Below are 17,129 nucleotides of genomic sequence, written 5' to 3'. Positions count from 1 at the left end.
ATTACCTCCAAGAAAGTTTAGGGTTCTATGTGGCCGTTACATCCGACAGCCGCATAGACCATACCCTTAGCTCCTTTAATTGCGTGATCTCCTTCAAACTTGTAGTATGCTCCAGGGAAGGTTTCCCCGTTAACCTCTATGTCCTTTTCAACACCGAGGTACTTGAATCCTGGGAGGAATTCCTCTATCATTCCCTTGACGACTATTGTCCCGCCTGCCATTTCACCGCCGACCCTTGCAACGGCGTTGCCCTCGATTATTATGAGGCCGTTGTTCATGTGTATTCCAGGCATTATGTTAACATCACCCTTGATGATGATTTTGCCGCCGTTCATGTACTCTCCGATCTCGTTTCCAGCGTTTCCATGTACGGTTATGACTCCACCGCTCATACCTCTCCAGTCACCACGGTAGGAGGATCCGACGTAGTCGCCCGCATCTCCGAGGATTTCGAGTTCTCCTCCTCTCATGTCCTGTCCTGCCCAGGATTTTGCGTTGCCTTCCACTGTGATCTTACCGCCCTTCATACCTGCGCCGACGTACATGTTCACGTTACCCTTCACCAGGATTTCACCGGCGGTCATATCCTGGCCTATCCTCTTGGTGTTGTAGACATCGCCGTCGATTATGATTTTTATGTCGGCTGCTGAGTCTGCTGGTTCACCGCTGACCTCGAAGAAGTCTCCAAGCTTAACTACCTCGTTACCGTGCATTATCTGGATGTTCCTGATCTCATCTATTGACTTTCCTGCGAAGACATCAGGTTTGATGTTTGGTGCCTCCAGTGGCACTTCGGGCTGTTCCTTTGGAGTTAGTATTATTTCACTCATAACATCACCCCTTTAACTGGAGCAGATTTTGGCAGGTACTCGTCCTGCACAGGGTAGTTTGCAAAGTTGACAGAGTAGTACTGTTTGAATTTGCTCTCAACACTGGCGAGAACCTCGTTGTAGAGGGACTCATCCACCTGGGTGTCAATCCAGTAGGTCCTTCCGTGTGGTGAGGCCACAACTTCTCCGTCCTTAACAACTATTTCTCCGTCCTTGAGGACGTATGCTGCCCTTGAGAATCCTTCCTCAATGGCCATGTAATCTGCTGATGGATCGACTGTTTCAGGGTTGATGTTGTAGACTGCTATATCTGCATCTGCACCTGCTCCGAGGTGTCCCTTGGTTTCGCTGAGACCCAGGACCTTTGCAGATGTTACCCTTGTGATCTGTGCTATCTCTGAGAATGTGTACTCCCTGTCGATTGTTGCTATTGTACTCTTCCTCTGGGCCCACTTGTGCAGTTCTCCCTCAATGAGGTTCATCCTGTACTTGTTGCTCATGAGCCATGCGATGACCCGGGGGTACCGTGTGAATGGCCCTGCATTTGGACTGTCTGTTGTGAGGCACACCTTGGCGGGGTCGTCTATGAGGAGGAAGAGTTCCATTCCGATTGCCCACTGGACCGCTGGGACCGGTGCCCTTGCAGAGTATATGAATGGTACGACACCTGAACCTGTTTCGAGTTCCACGTCACAGTTTGCCCATTTGAGGCCGTTGAGTGAGTGGAGGTCGTATTCCATTGGACCGTCTGCGGTCATGGTGGTTGTCTCATCCAGGGTTATCTGACCAACGTCTATCACAACATGGTCGTTCCTGTTTACATAGTCAGCAACCTTTGGTGCCTCTGACACGAAGTCCCTCCAGGTTGTTCCACCGTAGCTGTGGAACTGGACATGGGTTGCATAGAGTACTGTGTCCCTTTCACCGGTTGCAGGGTCTGGTTTTATGTTCTTTGGCACGTCAAAGGATGCCAGGGTTGTCTCGTAGTTTCCAGGGTGTCCAAGGTCGTTACAGTGGAGGTGTATTGAGTGTGGTAGCTGGAGTTTCTCGTTGACCTCTGCGAGTCCCTTTATGATCTCTGCGGGTGTTATGTCAAAGTAGGGTGCGGGGTCATAGATTCCGTGGACGTTTCCACCCCATCCCCATGCTTCTGTACCGGCAGGGTTAACTATCTTTATTGCGTAACCTTTGGTGGCCCTGAGGAGCCATGATGCGTAGGCTGCACAGGCATCCACGTCGCCATCCTTCAGGTACTCCATCACGAACCAGTTGTTACCGAACAGTGGGTATGCTGCGTGGTCTATTATCGGTGTGTCGTGGAATTCCTCATGGGTGTGCCTTGCAAGCAGTGGTGGCATGGCTGCCTCCATTGCTGTGGTGTAACCCATCTGGGCGTACCTGTAACCTGTCATGAAGGTTGATGGTACTGAGAAACCGCTTCCGGCCCTTCCGGCCCTGAATTTTTCAGCGTCCCTGCGGCTGTCCTCTGGCCTGTACATCCTTCCCACGTTGACCTTTGCACCGGCTATGTGGGAGTGAGGGTCGACACCTCCGGGCATCACCATTTTTCCAGATGCATCAATGACCTTTGCGCTGTCACTGACGCTTTCAACTATTTTACCATCCTTGACGCAGATGTCCATCTTTTCTCCATCGACGTTGTTAAGAGGACAGTAAACAAATCCGTTTTTGATTATGTATTCCATTTGAATCCTCCCGCTGAGCTTTAGATCTGACCTACCTTACCGTAGACCTTCATGAGGGTTGGCATGTCAGGAACCTCTTCATCGGTGGGTATGATCTCCACCGGTATGTTCTTAAAGCTGGGTGTTGCTGTTGAATCAGTATCTGGCCTTATAACCCTGTTGGCCCAGGGCCCCATTGGTATGTAAACCATTCCCTCTGGGAGTGGCTCCTTAGCTTCAACAGCCTTTACAACGACATCCCCATATTCTGAGATGACCTTCACGTTGTCTCCTTCGCTTATTCCGAGCTGCTTCATCATGTCAGGGTTCATCTGAATTATGGCAGCTGCATCGACGTACATCTTAAGGTCCTTACCGGACTCTATAGCCTGTCCCTGCCAGATGGTCCTTCCTGTGTTTAGTATGACTCTCATTCTAATTCCTCCAGCCTGATTGCATCAACAGGGCAGCTTTCAACACATGTGCCGCACTTTCCACAGAGATCAGGGTTCTTTATGTTAACAACCCCGTCCTCAACTATCATGATGATCTCCACATCATCTGTTGGCCCCTTTCCACCTGCAACCTCGGGGCTTCTGAGGGCGTTCACTGGACATGCGATCACGCAGTTTCCACATCCATGGCAGAGTTCAGGGTATGCCTTAAGTCCTATTGCCATCTGATTACCTCCATTTATTTGAGTAGTGATTCAAAGGCGTTCTTCCAGGCCTTTGATTTGATTGGAGTGGTATTTATCCTGCTCCTCTTAACCTCTATTGCGTCAACGGGACATGACCTCTCACATGCGCCGCAGTATATGCAGAACCTTTCGTCCTTGTAGAGCTTGACTGGTTTTTCACCTGGTTTTTCTGGTTTAGGGAATGATAAAACGTTGCATGGGCATGCCATCACACAGGTTTCACAGGCCTGGCAGGTGTCCTCGTCGATTATGAGTTCTCCCTCGAAGGGCTTTGTCACCGTTGCAGCGTCAACAGGGCATATCTCCTGGCACCATCCACAGTTCACACAGAGTTCAGGGTCGATGTAGGAGGTTCCTGTGATCTCCGGGACCTTGATCTCGTATTCACCGTATGGGCATATCCTGCAGACCTGAGTTATGGCGTCAACAGGGCATATCCTCTTACATATACCGCAGTGGACACATTTATCCTCATCGACTCGTATGTCAGTCGCGACTGCTGGACTTGAGGAGGTCGGCACCTGGTGGTCTATCTCTATCGCATCAACCGGACACATCTCCTCACACATTCCACAGTAGATACAGGTTTCCTTGTCTATCTCGATCTCACCTGTTATGAGGTCCTTCCTTTCGGGCAGGTCCCTTGTTATGGTTATGGCATCCTGTGGACATGCTGTTTCACAGGCCTTGCACTGTATACATGTTTCATCATCTATCTCAGCTGATTTGATGATTTTTGGGTATTCTGCAAGTTCCTTTATTGATGTTCCGTCAATCTGAAGGTCCAGTGCCTGGAATGGGCAGATTGAGCTGCACATACCGCAGAGGACGCATTTGTTCTCATCGATGCATATCTTTGACTCGTCCTGTTCGGTTCTCACCATTGCGCCTGTCGGGTTGACTTCAATGGCGTTCACAGGACAGATTTCACCGCAGAGTCCGCAAACAGCGCAGAGGCAATCCTGGAAGATTAACTTTCTGTCTTCTTCACCGGTTCGCTCCACGGTAATGTTCTTACCTTCAATTACTTCGGTTGTTTCCATCAAGTTCTACCTCCTTTATTTCTATAGAATCAGTTGGACACATATCAACACAGATGAGACACCCGCAGCACCATTCGGATTCTATATGTGCCTTGAGGTCTCTTAAAGTTATGGCCTTCATAAGGCATGTGTCCACACATAGCCCGCACCCAATACATGAGTTCCTGACCTTTCCCTGAAATTTCTGCTTCTGGCACGTTTTTATGATGGTCCTTGTCATCTCTGTGTTCTGTGTAAGGGAGTGGGTGAGAAGAAGGAAGTCCCTTGGACACATCTCTGTTATTACCTTTGCAACCTCTATTGACCTCCAGGAGAGGTTCCTGCCGTTGAGGTAGTGAGAAACAGTTGATCTGTTCATGTTGAGAGCCTTAGCTATCTCTCTCTGTGAATGGCCCTGCTTTGTCAGATTTACAGCTGCTATGTATTTGAGTCCAGAAACTATATGTTTCGGCATAGGGTCACCATGTGTGTTAATCACACATTTGACCGCCGCCCATATAATAATTTTCTACAAAAATCAAATAGAAAAATATATATATATAGGTGTGTGGCTACCCCACAGGTTTTATGGTGACGGGTGTGAATTTCAGTTCAGGCATCCCTGATGCCGGGTCACACCCTCCCCCGGTGAGGACATTTGCCGGGGTCTCTGCAAAGTGGAATGTCATGAATACAACACCCTCCATGACCTCCCCTGCAACCCTTGCCCTCACCTCCAGAGACCCCCTCTCTGATTTCACGAGGACCGTGTCACCATCCTCAACTCCGAGGTCTGCTGCATCCAGAGGGTTAATGAGAAGTTCCTCACTCTCAGAGAATGAATCAAGTTCCGGCACGCGCCCTGTCATGGATCTTGTATGGTACTGGTAGAGGTTGCGGCCGGTTACAAGGACAAATGGATACTCCTCTGAGACATCCCTTTCCTGATACTCTGGCAGGATAAATGACGCCCTGCCTGTGGGTGTTGAGAATCTCTCAGAATGCAGGTACTGTGTGCCCTCATGGTCATCAGATGTGCAGGGCCACTGTATGCCACCATCCTGAAGCCGCTCATGTGATATGCCGGCATATGCTGGCACAAGTGCTGCTATCTCATTGAATATCTCCGAGGATGATCCATAATCAAAGCCCTCAGCCCCCATCTTCTCTGCCAGCATACAGATTATCTCCCAGTCAGTCCTTGCTTCCCCGGGAGCATCAATGGCCTTCCTGAGCAGCTGAACCCTCCTCTCGGTGTTGGTGAATGTCCCATCCTTCTCTGCCCATGCACATGCCGGAAGAACGACATCAGCAAGCTCAGCAGTCTCTGTCAGGAATATGTCCTGGACAACAAGAAAATCAAGATTTTCAAGGGCCTTCCTGGTCTTCTCAGCATCAGGTTCACTGATCAGGGGATTCTCACCCATTATGTACATGGCCCTCAAACGTCCCTCCAGGGCGGCGTCAAACATCTCAGGTAGCGTCATCCCGGGTCCCGGTATGGGTGAACCCCATTTATCAGAGAACCCGGATGACCCATCCAGCCCCTGGTAGCCGGGGAGTAGATCCGGAAGTGCCCCCATATCACAGGCTCCCTGGACATTGTTCTGGCCCCTGAGCGGGTTTATGCCTGCAGATGGTTTACCGAGGTTACCTGTAAGGAGGGCGAGGTTGCTAAGTGCAATCACATTGGCGGTACCATCAACGTGCTGGGTGATGCCCATTGAGTATATGATGGAGGCCGGCTGGTTTGATGCGTAGGTGATTGCAGCCCTTCTTATATCCTCGGCTTCAACACCGGTGAGGTTTTCAACCTCCTCCAGGTCCAGGGCCATGACCGCATCCCTGAATTCATCAAAGCCTTCTGTCCTTGACTCCACGAATACCCTGTCATGGAGACCCTCCTCAATGATGAAACGACACATTGCCATGATCAATGGAATGTCAGACCCGGGCCTGTTCTGGAGGTGGATGTCTGCAAGCTCCGAGATCCTCGTCCTCCTTGGGTCAATGACCACCAGCTTTGCACCTGAGCTGATGGCCCTGATTACACTGTAGGCCGTTATGGGGTGTGTCTCGGTGGGGTTGGTCCCCACCGCCAGGATGCATGCTGAATCTTCAAGTTCAGCTATTGAGTTTGTCATTGCACCGCTACCCAGCGTCATGCTGAGGCCACTTATGGAGGGTGCATGGCAGAGCCTTGCACAGTGGTCGATGTTACCGGATAACATCACGGTCCTCGTAAACTTCTGGAGGATATAGTTCTCCTCATTGGTGCACTTTGCAGATGCAACTGCAGCAAACTCATCACCCCGGTACTCTGATAACCTCTCAGCCACTTTGGATAAGGCTTCCTCCCACTCCACCTCAATGAAGCTGTCACCGACCTTTATGAGTGGCTTTTTAAGTCTTTCAGGGCTGTTTACAAAATTCAATGCAAATCTACTCTTAACACATAGTTTACCTCTGTTAACCGGATTATCAGGGTCTCCCCTTGAACTCACAACCCGGTCCCCCCTCACACCAAGGTAGATGCCGCAGCCAGCACCACAGTAGGGGCATACCGTCTTCACCTCGGTGAAGGGTTTCTCTCCCCTTAAAACAAGGGCCCCTACAGGGCAGACCTCCACGCATTCCCCGCAGGACACGCAGCTTGATTCGATGATGGCCCTGTCCATGAAGGTGGATATCCTGGTGTCATGTCCCCTGTAGGCGAAATCTATGGCCTCTGCACCGGTAGCCTTGCAGACCCTTACGCATAAACCGCAAAGAATGCACTTATCATGGTTTCTAACGAAAAAGGGGTTTGATTCATCTGGTTCTGCTTCAGGTAAATCGGGTCTGAGTCTCGAAAGGTCATCCTCTGTCAGATTAAGATAGGATGAGACATCCTGGAGACGGCAGTCCCCTGATGAGGGGCATGAAAGGCACTCCCTGCTGTGCTCTGATATCAGAAGGGATAGCACGGTTCTCCTGATATTATTTATCCTCTCTGATTCAGATACGAAGTTCGCACCATCCTCTACAGGAGTTTCACAGGCCGTTACAAGACGTCCCTCATCGTTTTCCACCAGACACAGCCTGCATCCCCCAAAGGGTTCGATACCCTCCCTGAAGCAGAGGTGGGGGATGTATATGTCATTTGCAAGTGCCGCCTCAAGGACGGTCATTCCATGTTCAGCCTCAACTTCCCTTCCATCTATTCTAAATTTAACAGTCCCCTTCATGTTATCTTCAGTGTCCTTTTTATGGTGAAACTTTATCACGATGCACAGATAAAGGTTATGAGTAGAGAGCGAGGTGAAGAGGATGAAGATCATCGGCGTTACCGGTACAAAGGACACCGGAAAGACCACCCTTGTGGAGAAAATCGTGGAGAAACTCACCGGGAAGGGCTACAGGGTCGCTACACTTAAACATACCCATACCGGCTTTGATTTCCCTGGGAAGGATACTGATAAGCACAGGAGGGCCGGTGCAGAGATCGTCGCCGGGAGTGGGAGGGAAACCTTCTTCCTCCTTGAAAGGGAGATGGGCCTTGAGGAGATAGCTGGCACCCTTGAAATCCTTGATGACCTGGACTTCCTCATAGTTGAAGGCTTCAAGGAGATGGAGTATGCCAGCGTATCAACCTCCGCCCCCGGCGACTTCACAGTGAAGGTTGTTGATCCCTTCTCACTGGAGGATGTGGATGAGCTCATTGATCTCCTGAAAAGGAGGAGTTATGGTCTGTTGCAGGACCTCAACTGCAAGAAATGCGGGTTCAGCTCATGCAGAGAGTTCAGAGAGGCCAAGATCCGTGGAGAGGCTGATGATGTCGACTGCAGGAGTCAGCCCGAGAGGGTTCTCCTCAGGATCGATGAAAAACCTGTCCCGCTGAACCCCTTCGTCCAGGAGTTCATATCAAAGACTGTGAGGGGTATGATTGATGCCCTCGAAACAGAAAGCCTTAAGAATGGAAGGGTTGATCTCATCATAAAATAGTCCACATGGAGCTCAGTCATGGGGAGGTGACTGAAACCATATAATGGCATCCACCCAATTTCAGAGGTAAATCAATGCATGTCCAGGACAGACACGGAAGACCGGTTATGTCACTGCGGCTATCCATAACAGGTCGCTGCAACGTTAACTGTATCTACTGCCACAGGGACGGAATGACCTCATCCCGGGGAGAACTGTCGGCTGCAGATATAGAGAAGCTCTGCAGGGTTGCCTCCGACCTCGGTGTGGGGAAGATACGTCTCTCAGGTGGAGAGCCCCTCATACGGGATGATATAGTTGAAATAGTTGAGAGGATAAATAACATCGGATTCCGGGACATATCCATAACAACCAACGGCACCCTCCTTGAAGGGTACAGCACGGCTCTGAGCGAAGCTGGACTTGACAGGGTCAATGTGAGCTTTGACACCCTCAACCCTGAGACCTACCGCTTCATAACCCGGAAGGATTACCTTGAAAGGGTTAAGTCTGGTATAAGCAGTGCCGTTGATGTGGGACTTGATCCGGTCAAGATAAACATGGTGATCCTCAGGGGTGTGAACCACCACGAGGTATGGGACATGTTTGAATTCTGCCGGGAGAAGGGCGTGGTGCTCCAGATAATTGAACTCCTCAAAACAGAAAGCTGCCATGATGACGCCGTCGAAAGATACCACTGCGACATCACCCCCATCGAAGCGGAACTTGCAGAGAGGGCGGACCAAATCAGAACCAGAAAATTCATGCAGGACCGCAAGAAGTACTATATAGATGGGGGGGAAATCGAGGTTGTGAGGCCCATGGACAATACAAGGTTCTGTGCAAACTGTACAAGGCTCAGGGTAACCCCTGATGGGAAGCTGAAACCCTGCCTCCTCAGAAACGACAACCTCGTGGATACCAGGGACGCCCTGAGGGAAAACGACACTGACCTACTTCGTGAACTATTCTTTGAGGCCATAAGAAGGAGATCCCCCTACTACACTCCATGAACTGTTTCTGAGAAAAGGATATTCGTTTGAGGGATCATCTAAATAACTAACTTAGTTGTGGCCTGAAGGTTGCGGCTGAAGTGTGCCCTGCCACCCATCTTCCTTCTCAGTAATCCCTGCTGAATAGGTTCTCCTGGGGGTAGGCGCCGGGAACCCTCCTGACAGCATCCCTTTTACATATATCAAGACATGACCCGCACTTGAGGCACTCATCCTGGTCTATAACATGCACCTCGTCCCTTGAACCCTTTATGGCCTCCGCCGGGCATGTCTTGATGCAGGCCATGCATCCATCACATTTTTCAGGGTCTATGATGTAGTGCATCAGTTCACTGCATGCTGCGGCTGTGCACCTGCCGTTTATGTGGTCACGGTACTCGTCCTCAAAGTATCTGAGTGTCGTCAGAACCGGGTTTGGTGATGTCTGGCCGAGGCCGCATAGTGAGGCTGCCCTGACACCTTCAGCTACATCCCTGAGGATCTCCGGGTCTTCAGGTCTTCCTGAACCCTCCACGATATCATTGAGTATCATGAGCATCTGCCTTGTCCCCACGCGGCAGGGTACGCATTTTCCACAGGACTCCCTCTGCGTGAACTCAAGGAAGTACCTTGCAAGTTCAACCATGCATGTGCGGTCCGATAGAACAACAAGGCCGCCTGAACCCATTATTGCCCCTGCAGATGTGAGGGAGTCATAGTCTATACCTGTATCTATAAGTTCAGCAGGGAGGCATCCCCCTGAAGGGCCCCCGATCTGTACCGCTTTCAGCTCTCCATCCACAACTCCCCCTCCAATATCGAAGATGACCTCCCTCAGGGTTGTGCCCAGGGGGACCTCAATGAGGCCGGTTCTTCTGACATCGCCCACAAGGGAGAAGGTCTTGGTTCCCCTGCTTTCAGGGGTTCCCATGGAGTTGAAGTAGTCTGCACCGTGCTGCATTATCATTGAAACAGCTGCAAGGGTCTCAACATTGTTTATAACGGTGGGTTTGCCCCAGAGGCCCCTTGTTGTTGGGAATGGGGGTCTTGTCCTTGGCATTCCCCTCTTACCCTCAATTGAGGATATCAGGGCTGTTTCCTCTCCACAGACAAATGCCCCTGCCCCCTCCTTTATCTTTATATCCAGGTCGAAACCTGACCCGAGGATATCCTTACCGAGGAGTCCCAGATTTCTCAGATCGGATATTGCTCCCCTGAGTCTCTCAAGGGCAAGTGGGTACTCTGCCCTGCAGTAGATGTAGGCCTCCCTGGCACCCACTGCATAGGAGGCTATGAGTATCCCCTCAAGCAGGGCATGGGGATCCCCCTCTATGAGTGAACGGTTCATGAAGGCCCCCGGGTCTCCCTCATCGGCGTTGCAAATGAGGTACTTCACTTCTGAGGCCTCCTGGCGACAGAGACTCCATTTGAGCCATGTCGGGAATCCCGCGCCTCCGCGGCCCCTGAGGCCGGAGCCCTTAATCTCCTCAATTACCTCATCAGGTTCCATTTCAAGGGCCCTCATGAGGCCCCTGTAGCCTCCGGTTGCCAGGTAGTGTCCCAGGTTTTCAGGGTCTATAAGGCCGCATCTTCGGAGTATCCTCCTTGACTGTCCCTCCATGAATTCCAGGGTGTAAACAGGTTCAAATGAGTCGCCATTGAAGGCGATGTCCACAGAACCTATGGGTCCAGCCTCCCCCGCCTCCACCAGGTGCTCCTGGATTATCCTCTTTGCGAGTTTACGGTTCACCGGGCCGTAGATGTAACCACGGCTATCCCCGTTGAATATGACCACCATGGGCTCGGCGTAGCAGAGGCCCATGCAGCCTGTGTGTATGATCCTGCAATCAACTGAGAGTTCTGCTGCCCTCTGCCTCATTATCTCCTCTATCTTCTGGGCCCCTGCAGACCTTCCGCAGGTGGCTGAACCTATAAGTATGGTAGCTTCGCCCCTGAAGAGGGACATGTATTCCTTCAGGGAGTCCCCTGCAATTTTTTCTATCATTTAAGACACTCTAAGACTTTTTTGGGAATATTTTACCTACCCTTGATGGTTTTATGCGTGATACAACCTCATCGTTCACCATTGCACAGGGTGCGAGGGAGCAGCACCCTATACAGCCCACGGATTCGAGTGAGTATTCCATGTCATCTGTAACGTCCCCCTCCTCTATGCCGAGGTGCCTCTCAAGTGCATCGAGAACCTGTTCCGCTCCGCTGACATGACATGCCGTTCCTGTGCAGACCATTATGTGCTTTCTCCCCCTTGGTTTGAACCTGAACTGGGCATAGAAGGTGGCGACCCCGTATACATGGGTCCTGCTAACCCCTGTGAAGCGAGCTGCTTCTTCCAGGGCATCCTCTGGAAGATAACCGTATGCATCCTGTATATCCTGCAGTATGGGTATGATTTCAGATTTATGGCCAGTGTAACCCGCAAATATTCTGTTTAATTCCTCGTCCATTCAAAACCTCCAGGTTAGAGAGTCATGAACTCAAATCTATTATAGATTAAGGACAAAAGATTGTTTAACTGTTAAGCAAAGATGGATATATGTTTTTAGATGTGAGGTGGTGGGTGCATGTCACTGTACAGAGAGGTTGATGCTTTCCGTGTGGACGATGAAAGGAGAAGGGTCCTTGAAAAGGTCGTTAATGACATTGAGGTGCGTATACGGATAAATGGTGGTATGGAGCAGCGCTTCACAGCAAGCCCCCAGGCCCTTGAGGAGTTTGCAACAGGTTACCTCCTTGGTGAGGGTCTGGTGGACTCCGTCGATGATATATTATCCATTGAAATCAGTGATAACATAATCGATGCTGAGATAGAATCAGGAGATCTTGATATACGAAGGGAGCTTGTGATGGGATCCGACTGTTTCGGTGGCTGGAGGCAGAGGGTGGAAATGGTGGAACCCGTTGATTCAGAGTTCAGGGTCAGGGCTGATGACATATTCAGGGCATTCAAGCGTATGGTGAACTCTGCGGTTGTCTGGAGGATGACCGGGGGTACCCATGTGGCTGCACTTGTAACAGGTGATGAATTCAGGGTTTTTGAGGATGTCAGCAGGCATGTGGCTGTCGATAAGGTAATAGGCTCCGGTGCAATGGATGGTGTTAATTTCAGAGAGAGCTTCATTGTCTATAGTGGTAGAATGCCAGCGGATATGCTCATAAAGGTCGTCCGTGCAGGGGTACCGATTATAGCATCCAACGCCGCCCCAACATCCTCAGGCTATGATGCTGCCCAGCGGACGGGTCTTACAATGCTCGGTTTCGTCCGCGGGAAGAGATTCAATATATACAGCCACCCTGAGAGGATAATTTAGGGATCGGTTCTCAGAATAGAGAGATTGGACAGCTGAATTAATACCGGACCGAACGCTTAAACAGCTGATAAAAATTAACTGAACCGGAACATCTGAAAAACCTGAGTTTCTGAATCCGATGCCCCGTGGCCTGTTAATGATGCTCCAGTTCACTGTTCTGCCATGATGGCTAATCAAAGGAGCTGTGCCTGTGGTGCAGATCCTCCTCCCTCTTATCAAACCTCTCCATGAGTTCAGCTATGATGCCGTCCAGGAATACCAGGGCTGATATCTCAAAGAGTGTTCCAAGGGGTGTTCTTGAGTGATGGTTGCCCCTCATCTGCCTCTTCATGTAATCCTTCTCACCGTCAATCTTTGTCCTTCCTTTTATGGTCACAGTAAGATCTGCCAGCCCTGCGAGGTCAGATTCAGGGTATGATGTTACTGCCACGACCTTTGCACCCCTCTCCCGGGCGATGGAGGCTGCATTCACGATGTAACTTGTCCTGCCCGAACCTGATATTGCGATCAGGACATCACCCTCATTTATTGCAGGGGTTATGGTCTCGCCCACCACAAAGGCGTTTATCTCAAGGTGCATAAGTCTCATGGCAAAGGCCCTGGCAACGAGGCCCGACCTCCCAAGTCCCAGGACAAAGACGTTGGCTGCAGACGTCAGGATTTCTATGAAATTATCAAGGGTCCTCTCATCAATATCCCTCTCCATCTTCTCCAGATTATGGATTATGTCCCTGATAGCCTCTTTTATTATCATCGCAACACCTATACCAATATATACTCTGTATGATATAAAAACAGTGGGGAACGGACCATCAGACCTTATTCCAATCCAGATGAAATGTATTACTCTGATCATAAGATGTGCTGAACCCATAGGACCCCAGGCTACCCCTGAAACCCATGACTGAAGGAGGATCTGAGAAAACCTGGCCACGGTAAAGGGCCTGGAATATGGTCCGGGTGGTTATGAAACCCTGAAGCCACAGAAATATCATAGGTGCTCAAGAAAGGTGTCAATATGGATATGAAGCCCCTCCCTGGAATGGAAATCAATGGGCACAGATTTGATCACAGGTTCTTTGAGACCCTCAGGGTTATAGGAGAGACCTTCTCACAGAGAAGGGCCGCCAGGGTTCTCGGGGTATCACCACAGGTGCTCAACAGGAGGGTGCTCAGGGCCGAGTCCCTCCTTGGTGTGAAACTGGTGAGAAGCAGTGGGGCTGGATCAGAACTCACACCGGAGGCCATGGAGATCCTGGGAGCCTACCTGCGACAGATTAAAATACTGGAGGGTTCAGGGCCACTGATGATAGCTGCTGGTTACATATCCTCAAACCTTGTAGAGGCCGCCATTGAGGGTCTGGGTGTGTCAGCATCCCTGTTTTCATGCTGTGATGAGGATTCATTCCATCTTGCAGAGAGGAGCATGCTTGATGCCGTATTCCTGGATGATCCCCTCCAGGCATACCGGAGGGACCTGGATTTTGTTCCTGTCGCCTATGACCACCTGGTCCTTGTTGGCAGGGGTATCAGGGATATCAGGGACCTTGACGGCTCCTCCTTTGTGGGGGTTTCGGGTTCTGCCCAGAGGCTGGCATGGGAGGTCCTCTCAGAGGCTGGTGTGGAATTTGAGGTTGTCAGGGAGGTGAGATCCCCATATCATGCCCACAGAATTGTCATGAATGACCCGGAGCTGCTTACGTTCTTAAGTGCGAGTCAGTTCAGCGGCTCCGACATCCTGAGGGAGGAGACAAGGCACGTTATAAGTGCAGTGAGGTGCCGTGATAGAGAGTGGGTCGATGAACTGATTGAGTTCATCACCGGTGAGGGCCAGGCCCTGGTTGCTGAATCCGGCTTTGAGCCGCTTCACTGAGCATGAAAACCCGCTGAAAAACCATTTATGGGATCAGTTCCCTGCATGAAATTTGAGGACCACATTTTATAAAAATCACCTTAATCCGCCTCAAAGTATAAAGTCCCACCCAATAAAGGATGCTCAACAGAACCAGGCCCAATCCATCTATAACGAATAATCCAATCACATTATAAACCAACCCCAACAGAATTAACCCCATATTTTTCAGGTGATCATATGAGTGAAGACAGAGACCTTCTTGCTGTTGGACATACCGCCTTCGATTACATAATACATCTGGATGAATTTCCAGAACCAAACACATCAACAGCCATAAAACGCATGAGGAACCTTCATGGGGGAGCAGCCGCAAATGTCGCCCTGGTGGGATCAAGGCTTGGTCTTAGAACATCCCTTGTATCCGCGGTTGGAGGCGACTTTGAGGGTTCAGAGTACAGGGAGCTCCTGGAGTCAAGTGGTATAGATATTGAATCCATGATCCTGGTGGCGGACGAAAGCACCCCAACAGCCTTTGTGATGACCGATTCTGATCACAACCAGATAAGCTACTTCTACTGGGGCGCTGCAAGGTACTTCAAAGACGCCGAGACACCTGAGGATGCCATAAAATCTGCCCGTGCAGTGCACCTTGCAACCGGTGACCCATCCTTCAACTGCAGGTGCGGTGAATTTGCAAGGTCCCTCGGTAAGATAATAAGCTTTGACCCGGGGCAGGACCTCCACATGTACTCCCGCAGCCAGCTTGAAAGGGCCGTTGGTGTATGCGACATACTATTTGGGAACCACCATGAAATAGATCGCATATGCAGCAAACTGTCGGTGGATATCCATGGACTCCGGGAGATGGGACCTGGGGTGGTGGTTAAGACCTACGGGAAAGAGGGGAGTATCATATACTCCGATGATGTGATAAAGATAGACGCAATACCCCGGGAGGCGGTTGACCCCACAGGGGCCGGGGACTCCTACCGGGCAGGCTTCATGAGGGCCTACCTCCGGGGCGCGGACCTCAAAACCTGTGGGCGGTTCGCATCTGCAGTTGCATCATTCATAGTAGAGGATGAGGGTACCCAGACAAACATCCCTGACACAGGAGAAGCCGTGAAACGCTTCACTGCACAGTGGGGCTATGAACCCCCGATATGATGGGGCCCGCCCCGACTCTGACAAACATGATACACCAGGCGTAGCAGGCAGCAAGCCGTGGCCCCTCAACTAGGGGAGACATCAAAGACTCCTTAAGAGTATTAACGGGGACTGAAACAGTAGTTTTTATAACTGGATGGAACCAATCAATATGATATCCATATATCTCATTTCCGCTGATCCAGATCATACCCTCACGGGTTAAGGGTCAAACCAGAAGGGTGATTACATGACTCAAATGGATGAAGCTAAAAAAGGTGTTATAACAGATGAAATGAAAGCGGTGGCGGAGGCAGAGAACGTCACCCCAGAGTTTGTGAGAAGAGGAGTTGCCAGTGGTAAAATAGCCATCCCAAGCAACCTTAACCGTGAAGAGGTTGCAGCTGTCGGTATAGGCGCCGGTCTGAGGACCAAGGTCAACGCCACCATAGGAACATCCACAGACATCGTCGACTTTGATATGGAGGAGGAGAAGGCCCGCATTGCAATTGAAAACAGGGCAGACACCCTCATGGAACTCTCAGTTGGCGGGGACCTGGATGAGATAAGGAGAAGAATCCTTGACCTCTCACCCATACCCGTTGGAAGCGTACCTGTCTACCAGGCAGCCATTGAGACCATAAGGGAAAAGGGAGCCTCCATATACATGGACGAGGACGTTATGTTCAGGGCCATCGAGAAACAGGCAAAGGATGGTATAGACTTCATGGCCATCCACTGCAGTGTCAACAGGGAAACCCTGAGGAGGCTCAAAAGGCAGGGCCGTGAGGGTGGCCTTGTGAGCAGGGGAGGCGCATTTGTATCCGCCTGGATGGTTGAGAATGGACTGGAAAACCCCCTCTATGAGAACTTCGATTACATACTGGAGATTGCAAAGGAACATGACTTTGTGCTCTCCATGGCCAACGCCATGCGCGCCGGCGCCATCGCAGACTCAACCGACAGGGCCCAGGTACAGGAGCTCATAGTACTCGGTGAACTAATTGACAGGGCAAGGGAGGCCGGTGTCCAGACCATCGTTGAGGGCCCGGGCCACATACCCCTCAATGAGATAAAGGCCAATGTGATACTCCAGAAGAAACTCTGCAGGGGAGCCCCATTCTACATGCTGGGACCCATAGTCACGGATATAGGGGCCGGTTATGACCACATAGTGTCATCCATAGGGGCTGCCGCATCAGCTGCTGCAGGTGCAGACTTCATATGCTACGTCACACCGGCCGAGCACCTCGCCCTCCCATACCCGGATGATGTGAAGGAGGGTGTCATAGCAACAAGGATAGGTGCCTATGTGGGTGACATGGTCAAGGGTATCCACAACGGGGAGAAGGACCTCGAAATGGCCAACGCCCGTAAGAAGCTCAACTGGGAGGCCCAGTTCGATGCCGCGATGTGCCCTGCTGAAGCCAGGCGTATAAGGGATGAGAGGCCCCCTGAGGACCCTGATACCTGTACAATGTGTGGGGAGTACTGCGCGGTCAAGATCGTTAACGAGTGGCTTGACAGTGCAGATACAAGGATCTTCGACTGAACCACCCACTCCTTTTTTTAGAGAAGATTAATATATTTTGAAGTTCACACACTTT

At 50.8% G+C, this 17,129-nt stretch carries 16 protein-coding genes; 6 read left to right on the top strand and 10 right to left on the bottom strand.

The genetic code is table 11. The annotated features are described in order from the left end of the window. Positions 1 to 17: 17 nt before the first annotated feature. From fwdC to fdhF, 7 genes are all read right to left on the bottom strand, one after another. Positions 18 to 830 carry a tungsten-dependent formylmethanofuran dehydrogenase subunit FwdC gene (gene fwdC, locus tca_RS07465; protein ID WP_269899285.1) on the bottom strand — a complete coding sequence of 271 codons (813 nt, stop codon included), beginning with the start codon at positions 828 to 830 and terminating at the stop codon, positions 18 to 20. Continuing rightward, a complete protein-coding gene (fwdA, locus tag tca_RS07460) occupies positions 827 to 2,536 on the bottom strand; it encodes a tungsten-dependent formylmethanofuran dehydrogenase subunit FwdA (protein ID WP_269899284.1) in 1,710 nt (569 codons plus the stop codon). Before fwdA ends, fwdC begins: the two co-directional genes overlap by 4 nt. 20 nt (positions 2,537 to 2,556) lie before the next feature. Further along, positions 2,557 to 2,949, bottom strand: coding sequence for a tungsten-dependent formylmethanofuran dehydrogenase subunit FwdD (gene fwdD, locus tca_RS07455; RefSeq protein WP_010877165.1), 393 nt, complete (start codon positions 2,947 to 2,949; stop codon positions 2,557 to 2,559). Further along, the gene (locus tca_RS07450; RefSeq protein WP_010877164.1) at positions 2,946 to 3,194 is read right to left on the bottom strand and encodes a 4Fe-4S binding protein; all 249 of its coding nucleotides are present in this window, start codon (positions 3,192 to 3,194) and stop codon (positions 2,946 to 2,948) included. Before tca_RS07450 ends, fwdD begins: the two co-directional genes overlap by 4 nt. 14 nt (positions 3,195 to 3,208) lie before the next feature. Beyond that, positions 3,209 to 4,258: a tungsten-dependent formylmethanofuran dehydrogenase subunit FwdF gene (gene fwdF / locus tca_RS07445; protein WP_269899283.1), complete on the bottom strand. Its 1,050-nt coding sequence runs from the start codon at positions 4,256 to 4,258 to the stop codon at positions 3,209 to 3,211. Further along, the gene (locus tca_RS07440) at positions 4,236 to 4,712 is read right to left on the bottom strand and encodes a 4Fe-4S binding protein (RefSeq protein ID WP_269899282.1); all 477 of its coding nucleotides are present in this window, start codon (positions 4,710 to 4,712) and stop codon (positions 4,236 to 4,238) included. Before tca_RS07440 ends, fwdF begins: the two co-directional genes overlap by 23 nt. Before the next feature lie 97 nt (positions 4,713 to 4,809). Next, entirely contained in the window at positions 4,810 to 7,464 is a 2,655-nt protein-coding gene (fdhF, locus tag tca_RS07435; RefSeq protein WP_286708774.1) for a formate dehydrogenase subunit alpha, read from the bottom strand. Positions 7,465 to 7,546: 82 nt separating this feature from the next. On the opposite strand from fdhF, the gene mobB reads away from it, so the two are divergent. Then, positions 7,547 to 8,221: a molybdopterin-guanine dinucleotide biosynthesis protein B gene (gene mobB / locus tca_RS07430; protein WP_286708773.1), complete on the top strand. Its 675-nt coding sequence runs from the start codon at positions 7,547 to 7,549 to the stop codon at positions 8,219 to 8,221. A 74-nt stretch (positions 8,222 to 8,295) separates the two neighbouring features. Further along, complete coding sequence (gene moaA, locus tca_RS07425) at positions 8,296 to 9,213, top strand: GTP 3',8-cyclase MoaA (RefSeq protein WP_286708772.1); 918 nt, start codon at positions 8,296 to 8,298, stop codon at positions 9,211 to 9,213. A 106-nt stretch (positions 9,214 to 9,319) separates the two neighbouring features. Here the strand turns inward: moaA and tca_RS07420 are convergent, their stop codons facing one another. Together tca_RS07420 and nuoE are read right to left on the bottom strand one after the other, a co-directional pair. Continuing rightward, complete coding sequence (locus tca_RS07420) at positions 9,320 to 11,197, bottom strand: NADH-quinone oxidoreductase subunit NuoF (RefSeq protein WP_286708771.1); 1,878 nt, start codon at positions 11,195 to 11,197, stop codon at positions 9,320 to 9,322. 10 nt (positions 11,198 to 11,207) lie between these two features. Further along, positions 11,208 to 11,657 (bottom strand): NADH-quinone oxidoreductase subunit NuoE, encoded by a 450-nt coding sequence (gene nuoE / locus tca_RS07415; protein WP_269899279.1) that lies wholly within the window; start codon positions 11,655 to 11,657, stop codon positions 11,208 to 11,210. Between the two features lie 117 nt (positions 11,658 to 11,774). On the opposite strand from nuoE, the gene fdhD reads away from it, so the two are divergent. Beyond that, positions 11,775 to 12,521, top strand: a complete 747-nt coding sequence (gene fdhD / locus tca_RS07410; protein WP_286708770.1) for a formate dehydrogenase accessory sulfurtransferase FdhD — start codon at positions 11,775 to 11,777, stop codon at positions 12,519 to 12,521. A 169-nt stretch (positions 12,522 to 12,690) separates the two neighbouring features. On the opposite strand, the gene hxlB is transcribed toward fdhD, so the two are convergent. Then, the gene (hxlB, locus tag tca_RS07405) at positions 12,691 to 13,275 is read right to left on the bottom strand and encodes a 6-phospho-3-hexuloisomerase (protein WP_269899277.1); all 585 of its coding nucleotides are present in this window, start codon (positions 13,273 to 13,275) and stop codon (positions 12,691 to 12,693) included. Positions 13,276 to 13,539: 264 nt separating this feature from the next. Here hxlB and tca_RS07400 point away from each other — a divergent pair, with 264 nt between their 5' ends. The 3 genes from tca_RS07400 to thiC all read left to right on the top strand — a co-directional run bounded on the left by tca_RS07400 (position 13,540) and on the right by thiC (position 17,074). Beyond that, positions 13,540 to 14,394 carry a LysR family transcriptional regulator gene (locus tca_RS07400; protein ID WP_269899276.1) on the top strand — a complete coding sequence of 285 codons (855 nt, stop codon included), beginning with the start codon at positions 13,540 to 13,542 and terminating at the stop codon, positions 14,392 to 14,394. Between the two features lie 219 nt (positions 14,395 to 14,613). Next, on the top strand, positions 14,614 to 15,543 hold the full coding sequence (locus tag tca_RS07395) for a carbohydrate kinase family protein (protein ID WP_269899275.1): 930 nt from the start codon (positions 14,614 to 14,616) through the stop codon (positions 15,541 to 15,543). Between the two features lie 229 nt (positions 15,544 to 15,772). After that, the gene (gene thiC, locus tca_RS07390; protein ID WP_010877152.1) at positions 15,773 to 17,074 is read left to right on the top strand and encodes a phosphomethylpyrimidine synthase; all 1,302 of its coding nucleotides are present in this window, start codon (positions 15,773 to 15,775) and stop codon (positions 17,072 to 17,074) included. Positions 17,075 to 17,129: the final 55 nt, after the last annotated feature.

It is taken from the genome of Methanothermobacter sp. EMTCatA1, from assembly GCF_002356395.1.
GTDB classification, from domain to species: Archaea; Methanobacteriota; Methanobacteria; order Methanobacteriales; family Methanothermobacteraceae; genus Methanothermobacter; species Methanothermobacter thermautotrophicus.
This window is presented reverse-complemented; position numbering and strand designations above follow the sequence as displayed.

Bases quoted from the DNA above. Each gene is read 5' to 3' on its own strand.
- nuoE (WP_269899279.1), bottom strand. From the start codon at position 11,657: ATGGACGAGGAATTAAACAGAATATTTGCGGGTTACACTGGCCATAAA.
- mobB (WP_286708773.1), top strand. From the start codon at position 7,547: ATGAAGATCATCGGCGTTACCGGTACAAAGGACACCGGAAAGACCACC.
- tca_RS07440 (WP_269899282.1), bottom strand. From the start codon at position 4,712: ATGCCGAAACATATAGTTTCTGGACTCAAATACATAGCAGCTGTAAAT.
- fwdD (WP_010877165.1), bottom strand. From the start codon at position 2,949: ATGAGAGTCATACTAAACACAGGAAGGACCATCTGGCAGGGACAGGCT.
- moaA (WP_286708772.1), top strand. From the start codon at position 8,296: ATGCATGTCCAGGACAGACACGGAAGACCGGTTATGTCACTGCGGCTA.
- fdhF (WP_286708774.1), bottom strand. From the start codon at position 7,464: ATGAAGGGGACTGTTAAATTTAGAATAGATGGAAGGGAAGTTGAGGCT.
- tca_RS07400 (WP_269899276.1), top strand. From the start codon at position 13,540: ATGGATATGAAGCCCCTCCCTGGAATGGAAATCAATGGGCACAGATTT.
- tca_RS07420 (WP_286708771.1), bottom strand. From the start codon at position 11,197: ATGATAGAAAAAATTGCAGGGGACTCCCTGAAGGAATACATGTCCCTC.
- fdhD (WP_286708770.1), top strand. From the start codon at position 11,775: ATGTCACTGTACAGAGAGGTTGATGCTTTCCGTGTGGACGATGAAAGG.
- tca_RS07395 (WP_269899275.1), top strand. From the start codon at position 14,614: ATGAGTGAAGACAGAGACCTTCTTGCTGTTGGACATACCGCCTTCGAT.
- thiC (WP_010877152.1), top strand. From the start codon at position 15,773: ATGACTCAAATGGATGAAGCTAAAAAAGGTGTTATAACAGATGAAATG.
- fwdA (WP_269899284.1), bottom strand. From the start codon at position 2,536: ATGGAATACATAATCAAAAACGGATTTGTTTACTGTCCTCTTAACAAC.
- fwdF (WP_269899283.1), bottom strand. From the start codon at position 4,258: ATGGAAACAACCGAAGTAATTGAAGGTAAGAACATTACCGTGGAGCGA.
- fwdC (WP_269899285.1), bottom strand. From the start codon at position 830: ATGAGTGAAATAATACTAACTCCAAAGGAACAGCCCGAAGTGCCACTG.
- tca_RS07450 (WP_010877164.1), bottom strand. From the start codon at position 3,194: ATGGCAATAGGACTTAAGGCATACCCTGAACTCTGCCATGGATGTGGA.
- hxlB (WP_269899277.1), bottom strand. From the start codon at position 13,275: ATGATAATAAAAGAGGCTATCAGGGACATAATCCATAATCTGGAGAAG.